Source organism: Micromonospora sp. NPDC005206 (assembly GCF_040608175.1).
In the GTDB taxonomy this organism is placed as follows: Bacteria; Actinomycetota; Actinomycetes; order Mycobacteriales; family Micromonosporaceae; genus Micromonospora.
Map to the genome: position 1 here is coordinate 44,723 of NZ_JBEXHU010000010.1, position 15,750 is coordinate 60,472.

The 15,750-nt window shown below is 73.4% G+C and carries 18 protein-coding genes; 9 read left to right on the top strand and 9 right to left on the bottom strand.

Annotated elements, in window-relative coordinates:
• The first annotated feature begins 89 nt into the window (after positions 1-89).
• The 5 genes from ABZU69_RS16485 (at position 90) to ABZU69_RS16505 (ending at position 4,796) form a co-directional block, all read left to right on the top strand.
• Positions 90-650 (top strand): hypothetical protein, encoded by a 561-nt coding sequence (locus ABZU69_RS16485; RefSeq protein WP_354965171.1) that lies wholly within the window; start codon positions 90-92, stop codon positions 648-650.
• Positions 651-652: 2 nt separating this feature from the next.
• A complete protein-coding gene (locus ABZU69_RS16490; protein ID WP_354965388.1) occupies positions 653-1,798 on the top strand; it encodes an NYN domain-containing protein in 1,146 nt (381 codons plus the stop codon).
• 52 nt (positions 1,799-1,850) lie between these two features.
• Positions 1,851-2,618, top strand: coding sequence for a glycerophosphodiester phosphodiesterase (locus ABZU69_RS16495; protein ID WP_354965172.1), 768 nt, complete (start codon positions 1,851-1,853; stop codon positions 2,616-2,618).
• 16 nt (positions 2,619-2,634) lie between these two features.
• Positions 2,635-4,026 carry an MFS transporter gene (locus ABZU69_RS16500; RefSeq protein WP_354965173.1) on the top strand — a complete coding sequence of 464 codons (1,392 nt, stop codon included), beginning with the start codon at positions 2,635-2,637 and terminating at the stop codon, positions 4,024-4,026.
• Positions 4,027-4,187: 161 nt separating this feature from the next.
• Positions 4,188-4,796: a thymidine kinase gene (locus ABZU69_RS16505; RefSeq protein ID WP_231931215.1), complete on the top strand. Its 609-nt coding sequence runs from the start codon at positions 4,188-4,190 to the stop codon at positions 4,794-4,796.
• A gap of 10 nt (positions 4,797-4,806) precedes the next feature.
• Here the strand turns inward: ABZU69_RS16505 and ABZU69_RS16510 are convergent, their stop codons facing one another.
• Both ABZU69_RS16510 and ABZU69_RS16515 read right to left on the bottom strand, forming a co-directional pair.
• A complete protein-coding gene (locus ABZU69_RS16510; RefSeq protein WP_354965174.1) occupies positions 4,807-5,964 on the bottom strand; it encodes a low temperature requirement protein A in 1,158 nt (385 codons plus the stop codon).
• 52 nt (positions 5,965-6,016) lie between these two features.
• Positions 6,017-6,475 carry a hypothetical protein gene (locus tag ABZU69_RS16515; RefSeq protein WP_354965175.1) on the bottom strand — a complete coding sequence of 153 codons (459 nt, stop codon included), beginning with the start codon at positions 6,473-6,475 and terminating at the stop codon, positions 6,017-6,019.
• A gap of 148 nt (positions 6,476-6,623) precedes the next feature.
• Here ABZU69_RS16515 and ABZU69_RS16520 point away from each other — a divergent pair, with 148 nt between their 5' ends.
• Positions 6,624-8,327: an acyl-CoA dehydrogenase family protein gene (locus ABZU69_RS16520; RefSeq protein WP_354965176.1), complete on the top strand. Its 1,704-nt coding sequence runs from the start codon at positions 6,624-6,626 to the stop codon at positions 8,325-8,327.
• 63 nt (positions 8,328-8,390) lie between these two features.
• Positions 8,391-8,762 carry a VOC family protein gene (locus ABZU69_RS16525; protein WP_354965177.1) on the top strand — a complete coding sequence of 124 codons (372 nt, stop codon included), beginning with the start codon at positions 8,391-8,393 and terminating at the stop codon, positions 8,760-8,762.
• A gap of 28 nt (positions 8,763-8,790) precedes the next feature.
• On the opposite strand, the gene ABZU69_RS16530 is transcribed toward ABZU69_RS16525, so the two are convergent.
• Together ABZU69_RS16530 and ABZU69_RS16535 are read right to left on the bottom strand one after the other, a co-directional pair.
• Positions 8,791-9,636, bottom strand: coding sequence for an LLM class flavin-dependent oxidoreductase (locus ABZU69_RS16530; protein WP_354965178.1), 846 nt, complete (start codon positions 9,634-9,636; stop codon positions 8,791-8,793).
• A gap of 29 nt (positions 9,637-9,665) precedes the next feature.
• Positions 9,666-10,664: a tyrosine-type recombinase/integrase gene (locus ABZU69_RS16535; RefSeq protein WP_354965179.1), complete on the bottom strand. Its 999-nt coding sequence runs from the start codon at positions 10,662-10,664 to the stop codon at positions 9,666-9,668.
• Positions 10,665-10,766: 102 nt separating this feature from the next.
• Here ABZU69_RS16535 and ABZU69_RS16540 point away from each other — a divergent pair, with 102 nt between their 5' ends.
• Positions 10,767-11,822, top strand: a complete 1,056-nt coding sequence (locus tag ABZU69_RS16540) for a YafY family protein (RefSeq protein ID WP_354965180.1) — start codon at positions 10,767-10,769, stop codon at positions 11,820-11,822.
• On the opposite strand, the gene ABZU69_RS16545 is transcribed toward ABZU69_RS16540, so the two are convergent.
• The 5 genes from ABZU69_RS16545 to ABZU69_RS16565 all read right to left on the bottom strand — a co-directional run bounded on the left by ABZU69_RS16545 (position 11,729) and on the right by ABZU69_RS16565 (position 14,426).
• Positions 11,729-12,247, bottom strand: a complete 519-nt coding sequence (locus ABZU69_RS16545) for a GNAT family N-acetyltransferase (RefSeq protein ID WP_354965181.1) — start codon at positions 12,245-12,247, stop codon at positions 11,729-11,731. The two genes, ABZU69_RS16540 and ABZU69_RS16545, sit on opposite strands and share 94 nt — an antisense overlap.
• Positions 12,248-12,320: 73 nt before the next feature.
• Positions 12,321-12,746: a DUF6069 family protein gene (locus tag ABZU69_RS16550; protein WP_354965182.1), complete on the bottom strand. Its 426-nt coding sequence runs from the start codon at positions 12,744-12,746 to the stop codon at positions 12,321-12,323.
• Between the two features lie 75 nt (positions 12,747-12,821).
• Positions 12,822-13,298 (bottom strand): MarR family winged helix-turn-helix transcriptional regulator, encoded by a 477-nt coding sequence (locus ABZU69_RS16555; protein ID WP_354965183.1) that lies wholly within the window; start codon positions 13,296-13,298, stop codon positions 12,822-12,824.
• A gap of 52 nt (positions 13,299-13,350) precedes the next feature.
• Positions 13,351-13,866, bottom strand: coding sequence for a DUF2087 domain-containing protein (locus tag ABZU69_RS16560; RefSeq protein ID WP_354965184.1), 516 nt, complete (start codon positions 13,864-13,866; stop codon positions 13,351-13,353).
• Positions 13,867-13,928: 62 nt separating this feature from the next.
• The gene (locus ABZU69_RS16565) at positions 13,929-14,426 is read right to left on the bottom strand and encodes a MarR family transcriptional regulator (RefSeq protein WP_354965185.1); all 498 of its coding nucleotides are present in this window, start codon (positions 14,424-14,426) and stop codon (positions 13,929-13,931) included.
• A gap of 65 nt (positions 14,427-14,491) precedes the next feature.
• Between ABZU69_RS16565 and ABZU69_RS16570 the strand changes: the two genes are divergently transcribed.
• Entirely contained in the window at positions 14,492-15,730 is a 1,239-nt protein-coding gene (locus tag ABZU69_RS16570; RefSeq protein ID WP_354965186.1) for an MFS transporter, read from the top strand.
• Positions 15,731-15,750: the final 20 nt, after the last annotated feature.

The window sequence follows — 15,750 nt, forward strand, 5'->3', positions numbered from 1 at the left end:
TGCTGGTTCACGTCAGCCAACCGCTTGCTCAAAGGAGTGACATGTTCATCTCTGGTTCGCGTACGACGGTGTTGGGGGCGGTGGCAGCCGTGGTGGTCGCGGCGTGGCCCTCGGTGGCGTGGGCCCAGCAGTCCGAGCCGAAGACCGCCGCAGCCGGGTGGTCGGTGGTCGCCGGGATGGGACATTTCGTGTACGACGAGCCCAACGTGGTTGGGCACCGGATCTGGTTCGGCGTCTCGGCGGTTTCGGCCGCGGACGGATCAGCGCACGGCCAGTTCCTTTACCGGCACGAGCGAGCGGACGGCACACTAGTCGCGCAGGGACGGGCCGACGTGACGTGTCTGAAGGTCGCCGGGAACGTCGCGTTGTTCACCGCGATCGTGCCGGAGGGCGAAGGGACGGCGAAGAACCACGGCTACTACGTGAAGATTATCGACGGCGGGACGCGGCCGGATGTGATCGTCGACGCTCAGGCGCAGAACGGGACCGAGCGGCCACCCACACACTGCCTCGATCCCGAGACGGACCTCCCTCCGGAACTCCCCCAGCGGCCCCGGTACCCGGTTCTCACTGGCGGGTATGCCGTGTATGGCGCTGAGCAGAGCCAAACGGCCGCCGAGCTTCCCGACGCCGGAGACCGGGCCCGGTGACCATGCTGTGGCTCTGGTGGAGGCACTGGCCGACCTGGTCCGGATACGCCGCCGCGGGCTTCTCGCTGCTGTACGGCGGATTGGGGCTGTACTGGACGGCCGGAGGTGACGGGTTCCCGTTCGCGCCGATCGACCCGGCACGCGCGTCGGGGTCCATCCTGGAAGGCAGCCGCGCCGAGGTCGTCGCCCCGGTCATCGCCGCGCTCGGGCTGCTCGGTGCGGTCGTCGCGTGGATCATGACGCGGCGCGCCCGGCCTGGTCACCTGTCGGCGGCGCTGGTTGTCTTCGGATGGGTGGCGGCGGTCGGGTTGACCCTGGTCATCCCCGACTACACCATGATCGTCCTGGTGGCGTTCGCGCCGCTGCTGTTGGTCTTCGCCTTCACCGGCGTACCAGGTGACCAGGGCGGCATCGGTGACATCCTGAACTGGCACCGGACGAACCTGATCATCGTGTTCGTCGGCGGCCTGCTGTGGGCCGCTGCCACCCTCGCCTACCAGCGGCGGGTCGCGGCCGCCTGCGCACACTGCGGCCGCCGCCACGGAGACGGCCGTGGCCCGTCACGGCAGACGCTGCTGCGGTGGGGCCGGTGGGCCGTCGCGGTCGCCTGCCTTGCGCCGTTGCCCTACGAGGTCACCAGGATCGCCTGGTACCTCGGCTATCCCCTCGGCATCAGCCAGGACTTCCTGCGGATGATGCAGGACACGCCGGGGATGCTTGAGGTCGGGCTAGGCTGCGCGGTCGCGTCGGCGCTGGGGGGTGTGCTCACCCACGGTCTGGTGGCCCGATGGGGGGAGGTTTATCCCCGCTGGATCTGGTTCAAGGCCGGCAAACGGGTCCCGCCCGCCCTCGCCGTCGTCCCGGCGTCGATCGTCGCTGTGACGATCATTCCGGCTGGCCTGATGTTGCTCTGGACAAGCGAAGCCCGGGGCACCTGGGCCCTGTACGTCCCGAGCCTCTTCTGGACGGTGTGGGGGGCCGGACTCGGCGCCGCCACGATCGCCTACCACCTGCGCCGGCGGGGCGCCTGCCACCGCTGCGGGCGGGGCCACCAACCGGGCCCGGCACCAGAACCGCCAGGCGACGAACCAGCCGCCGGACGGCAGGTGCTCGACGAACTCCCTAACGCCCCCGTGCCACGGGCCTGATCTTCGCCGACAGGTCACCCACGATCCATCGGCGGCGGGCATACTGCGTCGCGTGCTGACCCGATTCGGCTACCTGGACGCGCCCGGGCCGCTGGCGTTCGCCCACCGCGGCGGCGCCGCCGAGGGCGACGAGAACACCACCGAGGCGTTCGCCCGTGCCGTCGGGCTCGGCTACCGGTACGTGGAGACCGACGTGCACGCCACCGCCGACGGGGTGGCGGTGATCTTCCACGACCCGACGCTGCGCCGGATCACCGGCGAACCGGGGCGCATCGCCGACCTGCGCTGGGCCGACCTCGCCTCGGTACGCGTCGGCGGGGCCGCCGTCGTACCCCGGCTCGACGAGGTGCTGGGCGCGTGGCCGCAGGTCCGCTTCAACGTCGACGTGAAGGCTGACGGCGGCGTCGAGCCGACGGTGGCCACGGTGACCCGGGCCGGCGCCGGCGACCGGGTGCTGCTCGCCTCGTTCAGCGACGCCCGGCTGACCCGGCTGCGCGCCCTCACCGACGGGCGGGTCGCCACCAGCCTCGGCATGCGCGGGGTGGCCCGGCTGCGCCTGGCCTCGCTGCACGGCCGCCGGCTGCGGCTGCCCCCGTCGGTGGTCGCCGCACAGGTGCCACCGCACTACGGTCGGGTGCCGGTCGTGGACCGCCGGTTCCTCGACTACTGCCACCGACTCGGCCTGCAGGTGCATGTCTGGACGATCGACGAACCAGCCCAGATGCACGACTTACTGGATCGTGGCGTGGATGGCATCATGACCGATCACGTCGGCGTGCTGCGCGACGTCTACCGCAGCCGCGGCCACTGGGCCGCCTGACCATCAAGGACCCCCGATGGCCTCGACCGTGACCCCCACGGTGGACGACACCCCGCCCCCGGCGAGCACCCGCCGCGAGCGGCGCGGCTGGTACATCTACGACTGGGCCAACTCCGCCTTCCAGACCACCGTCATCACGGTGTTCCTCGGCCCGTTCCTCACCACGGTCGCCGAGCTGGCCGCCGGCTGCGAGCTGGGCGCGGACAGTTGCGACGGCTACGTGCACCCGCTGGGCATCCGGGTGGCCGCCGGCTCGTACTACCCGTACCTGATCTCGCTGTCGGTGTTTCTCACCGTATTCGTGCTGCCGATCATCGGCGCGATCGCCGACCGGTCGGCGCACAAGAAGCGGCTGCTCGGCGGCGCGGCGTTCACCGGCGCCGGCGCGACCATGGCGATGGCCTTCGTCACCGGCGACCGGTACCTGCTCGGCGGGGCGCTGTTCCTGGTCGCCAACATCTCCTTCGGCGCGGCCATCGTGGTGTACAACTCGTTCCTGCCACAGCTCGGCGGCCCCGACGAGCGCGACGGCATCTCCAGCCGAGGCTGGGCGCTGGGCTACCTCGGCGGCGGCCTGCTGCTGGCGTTCAACCTGGTCGCGGTCACCCTGCTCAGCGAGGACGACAACCCGCAGCGCACCCTGGACCTGGCCCGCTGGTCGATCGTGTCCGCCGGCGTGTGGTGGGCGGCGTTCACCCTGGTGCCGCTGCGCTGGCTACGTGAACGCCCCACCGCGGCGGCGCTGGCCCGCGGCGGCAACGTGCTCACCGACGGGTTCCGGCAGCTCGGCCGCACCCTGCGTGAGGTCAAGGCGTACCCGCTGACGCTGTTCTTCCTGCTCGCGTTCCTGGTCTACAACGACGGCATCCAGACCGTCATCACCCTCGCCAGCCAGTACGGCACCGAGGAGCTGCGGCTGGAGCAGAGCACCCTGATCATCACCATCCTGCTGGTGCAGTTCCTCGCCTTCGGTGGCGCGCTGAGCCTCGGCGCGCTGGCCCGGCTCATCGGCGCCTGGAAAACGGTGCTGCTCAGCCTCGTGCTCTGGACCGGTGTGATCATCGGCGCTTTCCGGCTGCCCGCCGAGGCGCCGGTGCCGTTCATGGTCCTCGGCGCGGCCATCGGCCTGGTCCTGGGCGGCAGCCAGGCGCTGAGCCGGTCGCTGTTCAGCCAGCTCATCCCGGCCGGCAAGGAGGGCGAGTACTACGGCTTCTACGAGATCAGCGACAAGGGCACCAGCTGGCTCGGCCCCCTCGCCTTCGGCCTGGTGTTCCAGCTCACCGCCTCCTACCGAGTGGGCCTGGTCTCCCTCCTGATCTTCTTCGTGGTCGGGTTCCTGCTCCTTCTGGCCGTGCCGATCCGCCGGGCCATCGTCGCGGCCGGGAACACCCCGCCCCGGGTGCTCTGACCCCGCCCGCGCCGGGCTGATCGGCCCTGGTCGATCAGATAGGCTGCCCGACCGTGACCGACGACGCCGCTGCCGCCCCGACCTGCCTGGCCCACCCGTTCCCCGGCCAGCCGCACGCTCCGGCCGGGTGCGCGGCGGCGCGGGGGCTCGACGGGCGTCCGGTGCACGCCGCGGCGTTGAAGTTCTTCTGGGGGCCGATGGACTGCGGCAAGTCCACCATGGCGCTGCAGATGAACTACAACCACGCCCGGCAGGGCCGGCGCGGGCTGGTCACCACCCGCATCGACCGGTCGCTGGGCCCACAGGTCACCACCCGCATCGGTCTGGCGCACGAGGCGATCGAGGTCACCGACGACCTGGACCTGCGGGCCCTGGTCCGGGGCCGGTGGGCCGAGGGGGAACGCGTCGACTACCTGATCTGCGACGAGGCGTGCTTCTACACCGTCGAGCACGTCGAGCAGATGGCTGAGCTGGTCGACAGCTACGACGTGGACGTGTTCGCGTTCGGCCTGGCCACCGACTTCCGGTCCTGCCTGTTCCCCGCCACCCAGCGGCTGTTCGAGCTGGCCGACGAGGTGGCCCGCATCCAGGTCGAGGTGCTCTGCTGGTGCGGCCGGGAAGGGCTGCTCAACGCCCGGGTGGTCGACGGCCGGGTGGTCCGCGAGGGCGCGCAGGTCGTCATCGGCGACACGGTCGACACCGCCGAGGTGCGCTACCAGGTGCTCTGCCGGCGGCACTACCGCAGCGGCGACCTCGGCCCCCGCGACTGACCAGCAGCGGTCACGCCCGGTCGTCTCGGGCGGCTGCCGCGGCCCGGCGCTCTCCGCCGGCCCGGCGTCGGTCGACCAGGATGACCGCGACGGTCACCACCAACGCCGCCGCCGCGCACACCGCCACCGGCGCCTCCAGTTCCACGCTCACCGGTACGAGTGCCAGCAGCAGCGCCACCGCCCCGATCCGGCTGGTCGGCCGGGCCCGCCACAGCACCGCCCGGTAGGCGGCGTGCCCGGCGAGGAACAGCGCCGGACCGCCCAGGATGAACAGCGCGGCGACAGTGTCGGCGGGCGCGCCGGGCTCGTGCAGCAGCCGCTCGTCGCCCGCCGAGGTGACGACGATGCCAGCGACCATCACCGGGTGCAGATAGTTGAACGCCACCCGACTCAACCCGCCGGTGCGCTCACCGGCGCGGACCACGACCTCCGTCGCCGCCGAGGCCGAGCGGGCGAAGTACACCCACCACAGCGCCACCGACCCGGCGAACGCCAGCACGAACGCCCCGGAGGTCACCACGCTCAGCTGCTGCGCGAGGGTGCTCCCGGTGACCAGGATCGACTCGCCCAGGGCGATGAGGATGAACGCCTGGCACCGCTCAGCCAGGTGCCCGCCCTCCACCTCCCACCGCTCGGCGCGGGTACGCCCCAGACCGGGCACGGGATACCCGATCGACAGGCCAACCACGTCACACACGATCGCCGTCGCCCACAGCGCCTCGCGGACACCCTCGCCACCCAGTCCTCCGAGCACCACGAGCGCCGACGTCCCGGCGAACCACGGCAGCGTCTTCTGAAACCCGTCGACCAGCAACGGATGGCCCCGCACCGCCCACAGCGCGAACAGGGTGCGGCCCACCTGCACCGTCACGTACACCAGGGCGAAGAGCAGGCCGGTACCGGCGAACGCCCCGGGGATCGCTGCCGACAGCAGCAGGCTGCCCAGCATCAGCCCGATCAGGAGTGCCCGCACCGGCGCCCGGTCCGGGTGCAGCCAATTCGTCACCCAGGCGGTGTAGACCCACACGAACCAGACCAGCGCCAGCAGCAGCGCAGTGCGGGCGGCGCCACGCCAGTCCGCGTGTTCGATCAGATAATGCGCCAACTGGGTGATGGTGAAGATGAAGACCAGGTCGAAGAAGAGCTCCGTCGAGGTGGTCGGCTCCACCCCCCGACGCTCGCGTAGCAACCAGGGGCGCACCGGCCTCGCGACCGGCGGCTCAGAAGGGGTCACCGCAGACCCGCCAGTCCCCGCCCTCGCGGACCACCGGCAGCCGCCGTTCCTCGCTGAGCCCGCCGTCGCGGGTCAACTTCACTGTCACCGTGCCGTGCGGCCGACCGCCACTGGTCGCCACCGACACGTCGGTGATCTCGTAGTCGGTCACCATCGGCGGCGTACGCACCCAACTGGTGAAGCCGATCGCGCTCCATCGGCTGCGGGCGTCCGCGCAGAGCCGCTCGTACGCCCCGTCGCTGTCGCCGAGGGTCACCTCGCTCAGGAAACCGTCGGCGGTCTCCCGGATCGGGCCGGCGGCCTGGCGTACGGTCTGCAGGTTCCAGGAGGCCAGCCCGGCCACCCCGACGCAGCACAGCGCCACGCCGATCCCGGCGAAGGCCAGCCCGGTGCGCATCGGGCGGTGCCGCCGGGCCGGTCGGCTGTACGGCTGGCCGGCACCCACGACTACCGACCGTAGAGAACTCCGTCACAGTCGAGCACGACAAGTCGGAAACTGGGTGCGACCGGTGGGCTGCTGTGCCCTGTTCCCGGCGGCCACGGATCGTCTACCGTCGTCGCACACCCCCACAGCAGTGCCAGGGAGCCGATCGATGAACCGCTTCGTGCAGCCGGTACCACCCCCCTCCGACCCGTACGCCGGTGACGCCCTGCTGCGGTCCTGGCTGGAACGCCGCCTCGGCCCGGACGGGCACGCCGCCGCGAAGGGGCGCCTGGCCGACCTGGCCGCCGACGTCACCGGGCCGCTGCGCGCCGCGCACGCCGACGCTGAGGCGCACCCGCCGACGCTGGTCCGCTACGACCCGTGGGGCGCCCGCGTCGACCGCATCGACACCTCCGCCGGCTGGCAGGCGCAGCGTGCCGCCGCCGCCCGGCACGCCGTGGTCGCGCTGCCCTACCTGCCGGACGCGCGCGGCACCTGGGGTGCGGCCGCGCGGGTGGTGCAGCACGCCCTGCTGCACCTGTACGGCCCGGAGTCGGCGACGTTCTCCTGCCCGGTGGCGATGGCCGACGGGGCGGCGGCGCTGCTGAGCCTGCCCGATGTCGACGCCGGGGTCCGCGACGCGTGGCTGCCCCGGCTGATCTCCACGGACCCGGCCACGGCCATCACCAGCGGGCAGTGGATGACCGAGTCGCAGGGCGGTTCTGACCTGGGGCGCTCCAGCACGGTGGGTCGGCCCGCCGCGGACGGTTCGTGGCGGCTGACCGGGGAGAAGTGGTTCTGTTCCGCCGCCGACGCGGCGATGGCGGTGGCGCTGGCCCGCCCGGAGGGCGCCGGCCGCGGCAGCCGCGTACTCGCCCCGTTCCTGGTCCCCCGGTACGCGGCCGACTCGCCCCTGGCCGACGGCGCCGCGGCGGACGCGCCGGCGCCGGGCGTCACCGTGCACCGGCTCAAGGACAAGCTCGGCACCCGGGCGCTGCCCACCGCCGAGATCGGCCTGCACGACGCGTACGCCGTGCCGCTGGGCGACCCGACGGTACCCGGCCTGGTCCGGGCGATGACCCTGGTCGTGGTGACCCGGGTGCACAACGCCGCCGCGGCGGCTGGGGGGATGCGGCGCGGGCTGGCGTACGCCCGGGCGTACGCCGACGCGCGTCACGTCGCCGGCGGCGCGCTGGCGTCCTCGCCGCTGCACCGGGCCACCCTGGGCACCCTCGCGGTCGACGCGGCGGGTGCGTTCGCCCTGGCCGGGCATTCGTTCGCGCTGCTCGGCCGGGTCGAGGTCGGCGGCGACCCGGCGGCCGCGGCGGAGCTGCGCATCGTGGCGCCGCTGGCGAAGCTGGCCACCGGCCGGCTCGCCGTCGGTTCCGCCAGTGAGTACGTGGAGAGCTTCGGCGGGGCCGGTTACGTGGAGGACACCGGCGTGCCCCGGCTGCTGCGCGACGCGCAGGTCCTGCCGATCTGGGAGGGCACCACCAATGTGCTCGCCCTGGACGTGCTGCGCGCGTTGACCCGGGAGGACGCCGGGGCGCCGCTGCTGAGCCGGCTCGCCGCCGCCGTCGATCTGGCCCGGCCACTGTCACCGGCGCTGGCCGACACGCTGGCCACGACCGCCGCGCAGCTCCGCGACACCATCACCGCGGTGACCGCCGACCCGGGGGCCGAGGCGGTGCTCGCCGGTGCCCGCGGCCTGGCGCTGCGACTGGCGTACGCGCTGACCACCGCGCTGCTCGTCGAGCACGCCGCGTGGGGCGACGAGCAGGCGGAGTTGGCGGCCCGGCTGTGGGCGCGGCGTTGGCTGCGGCACGAGGAGATCGCCGAGGACGCGCACCACCACCTGGACCTGCTCTGCTGAGCGGGCGAGAAACACCGGCGTACCTGACACTGGTTGGCAGGTACGCCGGTGCAGACTGCCAGCATGACAACAACCGCCGACCTCGCCATGGTCAACCTGGACAGCTCCGACCCGGCCGCGCACGCCGCGTTCTACCACCGGGCCCTGGGCTGGGAGATCACCCACAGCCAAGCCGAGTACGCCATGATCAAGGGCGGTGGCGTTTCCATCGGCTTCGGGCTGGTCGAGGGATACCGGCCGCCGTCCTGGCCGGACCCGGCTGGTGGTAAGCGCTACCACCTCGACCTCTACGTCGACGACCTGGCCGCGGCGGAGAAGGAGTTCGTCGAGGCCGGCGCGTCGAAGCCTGAGTTCCAGCCCGGCGGCGACGGGTGGGTGGTGCTCATCGACCCGATCGGGCAGCCGTTCTGCATCTGCCCCCGCCCGCAGGGCTGAGCACCCGCGCCCACGGCCGCGCGGCGTGTCAGCGCAGCGGACCACGGGCGACGGCGGCCCGCATCGTCGCCGCGTCGCCGACCGGGACGTACTCCAACCACCAGGTGGCGCCTACCTCGGCGAGTTCGCCGAGGTAGGCCCGCTCGGCGCGTTCGTCCGGTCGGCGCCTCCGGCCGCCGATCGCCACGTCGAACGGCTGGCCGTCGGCGCGGGTGGGTGGCAGGGTGCCCACCAGCTCGCGTACCTCATCGGGGGTGAAGTCGGACCACCCGTCGGTGTCGGTGAGCTTGTAGGGCACGATGCCGTCGGCGCGGGCCGCCCGCCGCCGCACCGACCCGGCCTGGGTGCTGCCGCCGACCCAGACCGGCACCCGGGGCGACTGCACCGGCGGCGGCCGCAGCGCCACCGCGTCCGCGCGGTAGTGGGTGCCCTGGTGGCTGACCGGCGCTCCGCTGAGCAGCCCGGTCAGCAGGTCGAGACCCTCGTCGAGCATGGCGGCCCGGACGGCCACCTCGGTCGGCTCGCCGAACGCGGCCAGGCCTCGGTCGCCCGGGTCGCCGACGCCGACCGCGACCGTGGCGCGCCCCGCGCTGAGGTGGTCGAGGGTGAGCACCTCACGGGCCAGCTTCGCCGGGCGGCGCCGGGGCAGCGCGGTGACCGTGGTGCCCAACCGCACCCGACCGGTGCTCACGGCGATCGCCGTGAGCACCAGCCACGGGTCGTAGGTGGGCGGGTCGTCGCCGGAGTAGTGGACGAGATAGTCCTCCAGGAACACCCCGTCCCACCCGGCGCTCTCGGCGAGCTCACCCAGCTCGACCAGGGTGGACACCGTGACGGAGGCGCCGCCGCAGGGAAGCTCCAGACCGTGTCTCATCCATCGACCGTATTGCGGGGGTACGACCCTCAGCCGCGGCGACGGGACCGGGCCGCCCACACCACGTACGCCGGGTCGCGGTCGAGGTTGTGCCGGTCGCGGTCGTAGCGGCGGGTGGTACGGGGGTCGGCGTGGCCCATCGCGTCCTGCACGTCCTCCAACGGGACGCCCTCGGAGCGGGCGGTGGTGGCGAAGGCGTGCCGCAGCGAGTGTGGTGAGAGTTTCGCCCAGGCCGGGATGCCGGCGGCCCGGGCCAGCCGGCGGACCATCCGGAACACCGAGTGCCGGTCCAGCCGGGCGCCGTTGGCGGTGACCAGCAGCGGCCCGGTCAGCTGCGGCACCGGCACGCCGGTGGCGGCGGCCCGCTGGGCCAGGTAGGCGTCCACCGCGTACCCGGTGCCGGGGGTGAGGGCACGTCGGCGCTGCTTGCCGCCCTTGCCGACGAAGCGCACGCTGCGGTGCCCGCGCTCGGTGCCCAGGTCGGTGAGGTCCAGTGAGATCAGCTCGCCGACGCGCAGACCCAGGTCGGCCAGGAGGGCGATCGCGGCCCGGTTGCGGGCGGCCGTCGGGCCGGTGTCGGCGTCGGCCGCGCTGAGCAGCGCGTCCACCTCCTCCGGGGTGAGCCCGACCGTGGCGGAGTGGTCCCGGTCGACGCGGGGCCGGTCCGCGCCTGCGACCGGGTTGGCCGGCACCGCGCCGAGCTTGACGAGGAAGTCGTACCAGCTGGACAGCGCGGAGAGCCGGCGCGCCACGGTCGCCGGGGTCAGTGGCCGACCACTGCGCGCGCCGAGGGTGGACTCCAGGGCACGGGCGTATTCGTTGACGTGCAGGAAGTTGGCCCGCAGCGGATCCAGGTCGCGGCCGGTGCACCAGCTGAGCCAGCCGGTGACGTCGCGCCGGTAGGCGTCGCGGGTGTGCGCGGACAACCGGCGGTTGCGCAGCCACGCCTCGGTGACGTCGACCGGCCCGCCGGGCAGGGCCGGTCGGGCTGTCGGGCGGGCGAGCACCGGAGCGTCGGAGGACACCATGTGAAAAACACTCTCAGCTCGGGGTGGGTTGGCCGGGAAGGCGCGCCGAGACCACCGGCCCCGGTCGGTGTCGGGGCGCGGCGGGCCGGCTACCGTCGGGCGGTGCGTGCCAGTCGGCTGGTCTCCCTGCTGCTGCTCCTGCAGACGCGGGGGCGGATGACCGCTGCGGAGCTGTCCGAGGCCCTGGAGGTGTCGGTCCGGACGGTGTACCGGGACGTGGAGTCCCTGGGCGCCTCCGGGGTGCCGGTGTACGCCGAGCGCGGCCCGGCCGGCGGGTACCGGCTGCTCGACGGCTACCGCACCCGGCTGACCGGGCTGACCGCCGGTGAGGCCGAGGCGCTGTTCCTGGCCGGTGTGCCTGGCCCGGCCGCGGAGCTGGGCCTGGGGTCGGTGCTGGCCACCGCGGAGCTGAAGTTGCGGGCCGCGCTGCCGAGCGACCTCACCGACCGGGGCGGGCGGATCCGGCAACGGTTCCACCTGGACGCGCCGAGCTGGTTCCGCGAACCCGAGCCCACCCCGCACCTGGCCGCCCTGGCCGGCGCGGTGTGGGAGGACCGCCGGATCCGGGTGCGCTACCAGCGGTGGCAGCAACCCCGGGAGGTCACCCGCACCCTCGACCCGCTCGGCGTGGTGCTCAAGGCCGGCCGGTGGTATCTGGTCGCCGCGGCGGCCGGACAGGTACGCACCTACCGGGTGGGCGCGATCCTGGACCTGACCGTGCTGGATGAACCCGCCGACCGGCCGCCCGGCTTCGACCTGGCGGGCTGCTGGCAGGAGCACACCGAGCGCTACGAGAGCAGCGTCTATCGCGCCGAGGCACGGGTGCGGATGACCGTGGCGGCGCTGGCGCGGACGGTGCACCTCTTCCCGCCGGCGATGAGTCGGGCGGCGCGCGACGCCGCCGGCGCTCCGGACGCGGACGGCTGGTTGGTCACCACCGTGCCGATCGAGTCGGTCCGGCACGGCCACGTCGAGATGCTCAAGCTCGGCGCGCAGGTCGAGGTGCTCGCACCGGCCGAGTTGCGTGAGCTTGTCGCCGGCACCGCGCACGCGCTCGCCGCGCTCTATCCACCGACCCCCGGCACGGGAGAGCCGAGCTGCTTCTCGAACCAGTGCTCGGCGTACGGGCCGTGCGAGAACGCCGGGATCTCGACGTAGCCGTGCCGGGCGTACAGGGCGCGGGCCTCGACCAGGTCGTTGCGGGTGTCCAGCCGGATCCGGTCCACCCCGGCCGCCTGAGCCCGCTGCTCGACGGCGGCCAGCAGCGCGGCGCCCCCACCGGCGCCGCGATGTGCGGGGCGGATGAACACCCGGGTCAGCTCGGCCCAGCCCGGCTGCCACCGCAGCCCGGCGCAGCCGGCCAGGTCCCCACCGCGGTGGGCGAGCAGGAGCAGGCCGGACGAACCCGCCAGGTCGTCGTCGGGCAGTTCGGCCAGCGCCAGATCAACCTCGCCGGGCAGCGCGGGGCGGCGGTGGTAGCGGACCACCATCTCGGTCATGTACTCGCGGAGCAGCAGTGTCGCGTCGGGCTGGTCGGGCTGGACTGCGGTGGTCACCCAGGTGGGTTGGAGTGTGCTGGTCACCTGTCGATCATCAGCACCCGGTCAACGCGTTTTGTCCACCGTCCGGACCGGACCGGCGTCTGCGGCCCGGACGCTACCGACGGCGACCTGGAAACAGGGCGATCAGCACGACAGCCACGGCCACGTGCATCGCGCCGAGGGCCAGCTTGGCACCAGCGGTGGCCTCGGTGCCGAGCAATGGGCCGAAGGACAGCAGGGTCACCAGGACGGCCAACGAGATCCAGATGAGGCGGGCGGTGCGGGGGAAGAACCGCTCCAGCAGGGCCAGCGTCGCCCAGCCCAACAGGGCCGCGCCGAGGGCGATCCCGAAGATCTCGCCAAGCCCGATGACCAGGGCGGGTTGCCCCGGGCTCTCGACGGTGTAGTCGACCCCGGCAGCCTCGCCGATTCCCCAGATGGCCAGGCAGGCCACGACGGCTGCGGCGACGCCGAGGGTGCGGCGGCGCAGTGCCGACGTGGTGGCAGTGGTGGTGACGGATGGTTCGGCGGTCGCGCTCATACGGGCTCCTCGGTCAAGGGGACGAACGAGTGCGACCGTATCAGATAGTCCCGGACGAGACTATCTTCTTCGGGATTAGCAACCGGAGCGACCGCCGGGCGCGTACGGGGAGGAGCGGGCCAGCGGACCGTTCACCAGCGCGGTGAGCGCACGCAGGAAGGCCTCCCGATCCTGCTGGGGCAGCGTGGCGAGGAGCTCGTCCTGGATGCGCCGCACGACATCCTGCGCCCGCTCGAGGACCTGCTCGCCTGCCGGCGTCACCGCGACCAGCCGGGCCCGTCGATCCGACGGCGCTGGGCGACGTTCGGCGAGCCCGGCCCGCTCCAACTGGTCGAGGGTGACGACCATGGTGGTCTTGTCCACCCCGCACCGTTCGCCGATCTGCCGCTGGGTCAGGTCCCCGGTACGGGCCTGCGCCAGCACGTAGTGCGCCCGTGGTGAGATGCCCAGCTCGGCCAGGCCGGCGGCGTGCTCGGTCTGGAGCGCGTGACTTGCCCAGGAGAGCAGGAACAGCAGGTCCGGCGGGCCGTCGGCGGGCGAGCAGGAGGTCATGCAGGGAGGCTAACAACATGCTCCGCGACGGGACGGTTCGCGGGCCGGACGATCAGGATCGTTGGTAGATGCCGTGCTCGCGGATGAGGAGCTGCTCGTCGATGAGGTAGCGGCGCAACGTGGCGTGGTCCGACCCGCCGGCGGCGCACCACGGCTTGAGCGCCTCGTCCACGGCCCGCTCCGGGTAGCGCGTTCCCGGCTCGAACGACCGTTCCGCAATGTGCGCCAGCAGGACCCGCCGCCGACCGCGTTGCGCCGGCAGGCCCACCAGCACACCGGAGCGCAGGAACGTCCGCAGCACCGGGTCGTCGGCCGGCTCGGCGTCGTCCGCCTGACGACGCTCGCGCGCCGACGCCAGCAGCGACACCTCGTCGGCCACCAACGCTCCGTCAAGGCCCGTCACCAGGCCCGCGTCGGTGAGCCGGCGGACGCCGGTGAGCACCGCCCGCGGCGGCAGGCCGGTCCGCTCGGCGATCTGGGCCGCGCCGGCCGCACCCAGCACGATGGCCGCGAAGACCCGCCGGCGTCCGTCGTCGGCCAGGGCCCCGGCCAGAGCGTCCGCTGTCATGCCGGTCACCCTTTCATCGACGGTACGCCGACCGCCAGGCGATTTTCCGGTGCGTGCCGGGCTCAGGCGGCCGGTTGCTCGGCGACGAGCAGCACCCGGCGCAGCAGGTCGGAGAGCAGCCGCCGCTCCGCAGGGGTGAGCGCGTCGAGCAGCCGGTGCTCCTCGGCGCCCCGGACGTCCATCGCCCCGTGCCACGCCGCCCGGCCGGCGTCGGTGAACTCCACATCGACCCTGCGCCGGTCGACTGTGGACGGGGTCCGCCGCACGAAGCCGCGCTCGACCAGGCTGTCGACCCGCGCGGTGATCGAGGCGGGCGCCATCGCCAGATCCGCGGCGAGTTCCGAGGGCGCGGCACGTCCCTGCCGGCCGGCGAGCGCGTGCAGCGTGTCGTACTCGTGTGCTGGCAGGTCGAAATCCACCAGGACCCGCTCCTTCACGGTGCGCAGGTGACGGGTCAGGACGCCCATCCGGGTCACCGCCCCTTCGACGTCCGGGTCGAGGTCGGGCAGGACGGGCAGCCAGCGCTCGACGTGCCCGTCGACGGAGTCGTGGGTGCTCATCGCCAGAGCTTACCGCACCAAAATATTCATTGCCGAAATATTCGATGCCGAAGTACCTTGGATCGGTGACCTCTCCTCTGCGCACCCGCTCCTTCCGGCTGCTGTTCCTGGGCCGGACCGTCTCCGCGGTCGGCGACGCCGTGGTGCCCGCCGCCCTGGCCCTGGCCGTACTGCGGGCCACCGGTTCGACCGGCGCGCTCGCCGTCGTCCTCGCCGCGGCGATGGTTCCCCGGCTGCTCCTGCTGCCACTCGGCGGCGTCGTTGCCGACCGGTTCGACGCCCGCCGGGTGGCTCTGCTGGCCGACCTGGTCCGCTGCGCGACCCAGCTCGCGGTCGGCGTGGAGCTGCTCGGCGGCGAGCCGTCGCTGACCACCGTCGTGGTGGCCTCGGCGCTCGGCGGCACCGCCTCGGCGTTCGCCATGCCGACCGCCTCCCCGCTGGTGGCCGGCACCGTCGAACCGGCCGCCCGGCAGCGGGCCAACGCCCTGATGGGGATCACCGCCAACACCAGCCGGCTCGCCGGCCCGGCGCTGGCCGGCGCACTCATCTGGGCCGCCGGACCCGGCTGGGCGTTCATCATCGACAGCGCGTCGTTCGCGCTCAGCGCCACGCTGCTCGCGCTGGTCCGGATCCGGCACGTGCCGGTGCCCCGCCGCTCCGTCGTCGCCGACCTGCGGCACGGCTTCGGCGAGGTGCGAGCCCGCGACTGGTTCTGGACCAGCCTGATCGGGCATGGCGTGTGGAACGGCGCCGCCGCCGTCCTGATGACCCTCGGGCCGGCCATCGCCATCGACCGCCTCGGCGGCGAGGCCACCTGGGTGCTGCTGTTGCAGGCCGGCGCGATCGGCATGCTCACCGGGTCGCTGCTGGCCGGGCGGATCCGACTCCACCGGCCGGTCCTGCTGGCCAACCTCGGGCTGGCCAGCTACGCCGCGCCACTGCTGCTGCTCGCCGTCGCCGCGCCTGCCCCGGCGGTGATCGTCGCCTACGGGGTCGCCTTGACCGCCCTCGGCTATCTCAACCCGGTCTGGGAGACCGTCGTGCAGCACCAGTTCCCGCCCGAGGTGCTGGCCCGGGTCACCTCGTACGACTGGCTGGCGTCGCTGGGCGCCGTGCCGCTGGGTTACGCCCTGGCGCCCCTGGCCGCGGACACCTTCGGGGCACCCGTACCGCTGGCCGTCGCCGGCCTGCTGGTCCTGGCCGCCTGCGCCGGCACCGCGCTGGTCCCCGGCGTGCGCCAGCTCACTTGGCCGGCGACCACGGCACCGCGACCGGTCGAACCCGCCGTCGCCGACGCGCGGTGAGCGGGTTCGACCGGTCGCCG

Excerpts from the sequence above, each read along its gene's own strand:
- ABZU69_RS16490 (WP_354965388.1), top strand. The coding sequence starts at position 653 with ATGCTGTGGCTCTGGTGGAGGCACTGGCCGACCTGGTCCGGATACGCC.
- ABZU69_RS16500 (WP_354965173.1), top strand. The coding sequence starts at position 2,635 with ATGGCCTCGACCGTGACCCCCACGGTGGACGACACCCCGCCCCCGGCG.
- ABZU69_RS16520 (WP_354965176.1), top strand. The coding sequence starts at position 6,624 with ATGAACCGCTTCGTGCAGCCGGTACCACCCCCCTCCGACCCGTACGCC.
- ABZU69_RS16525 (WP_354965177.1), top strand. The coding sequence starts at position 8,391 with ATGACAACAACCGCCGACCTCGCCATGGTCAACCTGGACAGCTCCGAC.
- ABZU69_RS16530 (WP_354965178.1), bottom strand. The coding sequence starts at position 9,636 with ATGAGACACGGTCTGGAGCTTCCCTGCGGCGGCGCCTCCGTCACGGTG.
- ABZU69_RS16535 (WP_354965179.1), bottom strand. The coding sequence starts at position 10,664 with ATGGTGTCCTCCGACGCTCCGGTGCTCGCCCGCCCGACAGCCCGACCG.
- ABZU69_RS16550 (WP_354965182.1), bottom strand. The coding sequence starts at position 12,746 with ATGAGCGCGACCGCCGAACCATCCGTCACCACCACTGCCACCACGTCG.
- ABZU69_RS16555 (WP_354965183.1), bottom strand. The coding sequence starts at position 13,298 with ATGACCTCCTGCTCGCCCGCCGACGGCCCGCCGGACCTGCTGTTCCTG.
- ABZU69_RS16560 (WP_354965184.1), bottom strand. The coding sequence starts at position 13,866 with ATGACAGCGGACGCTCTGGCCGGGGCCCTGGCCGACGACGGACGCCGG.
- ABZU69_RS16565 (WP_354965185.1), bottom strand. The coding sequence starts at position 14,426 with ATGAGCACCCACGACTCCGTCGACGGGCACGTCGAGCGCTGGCTGCCC.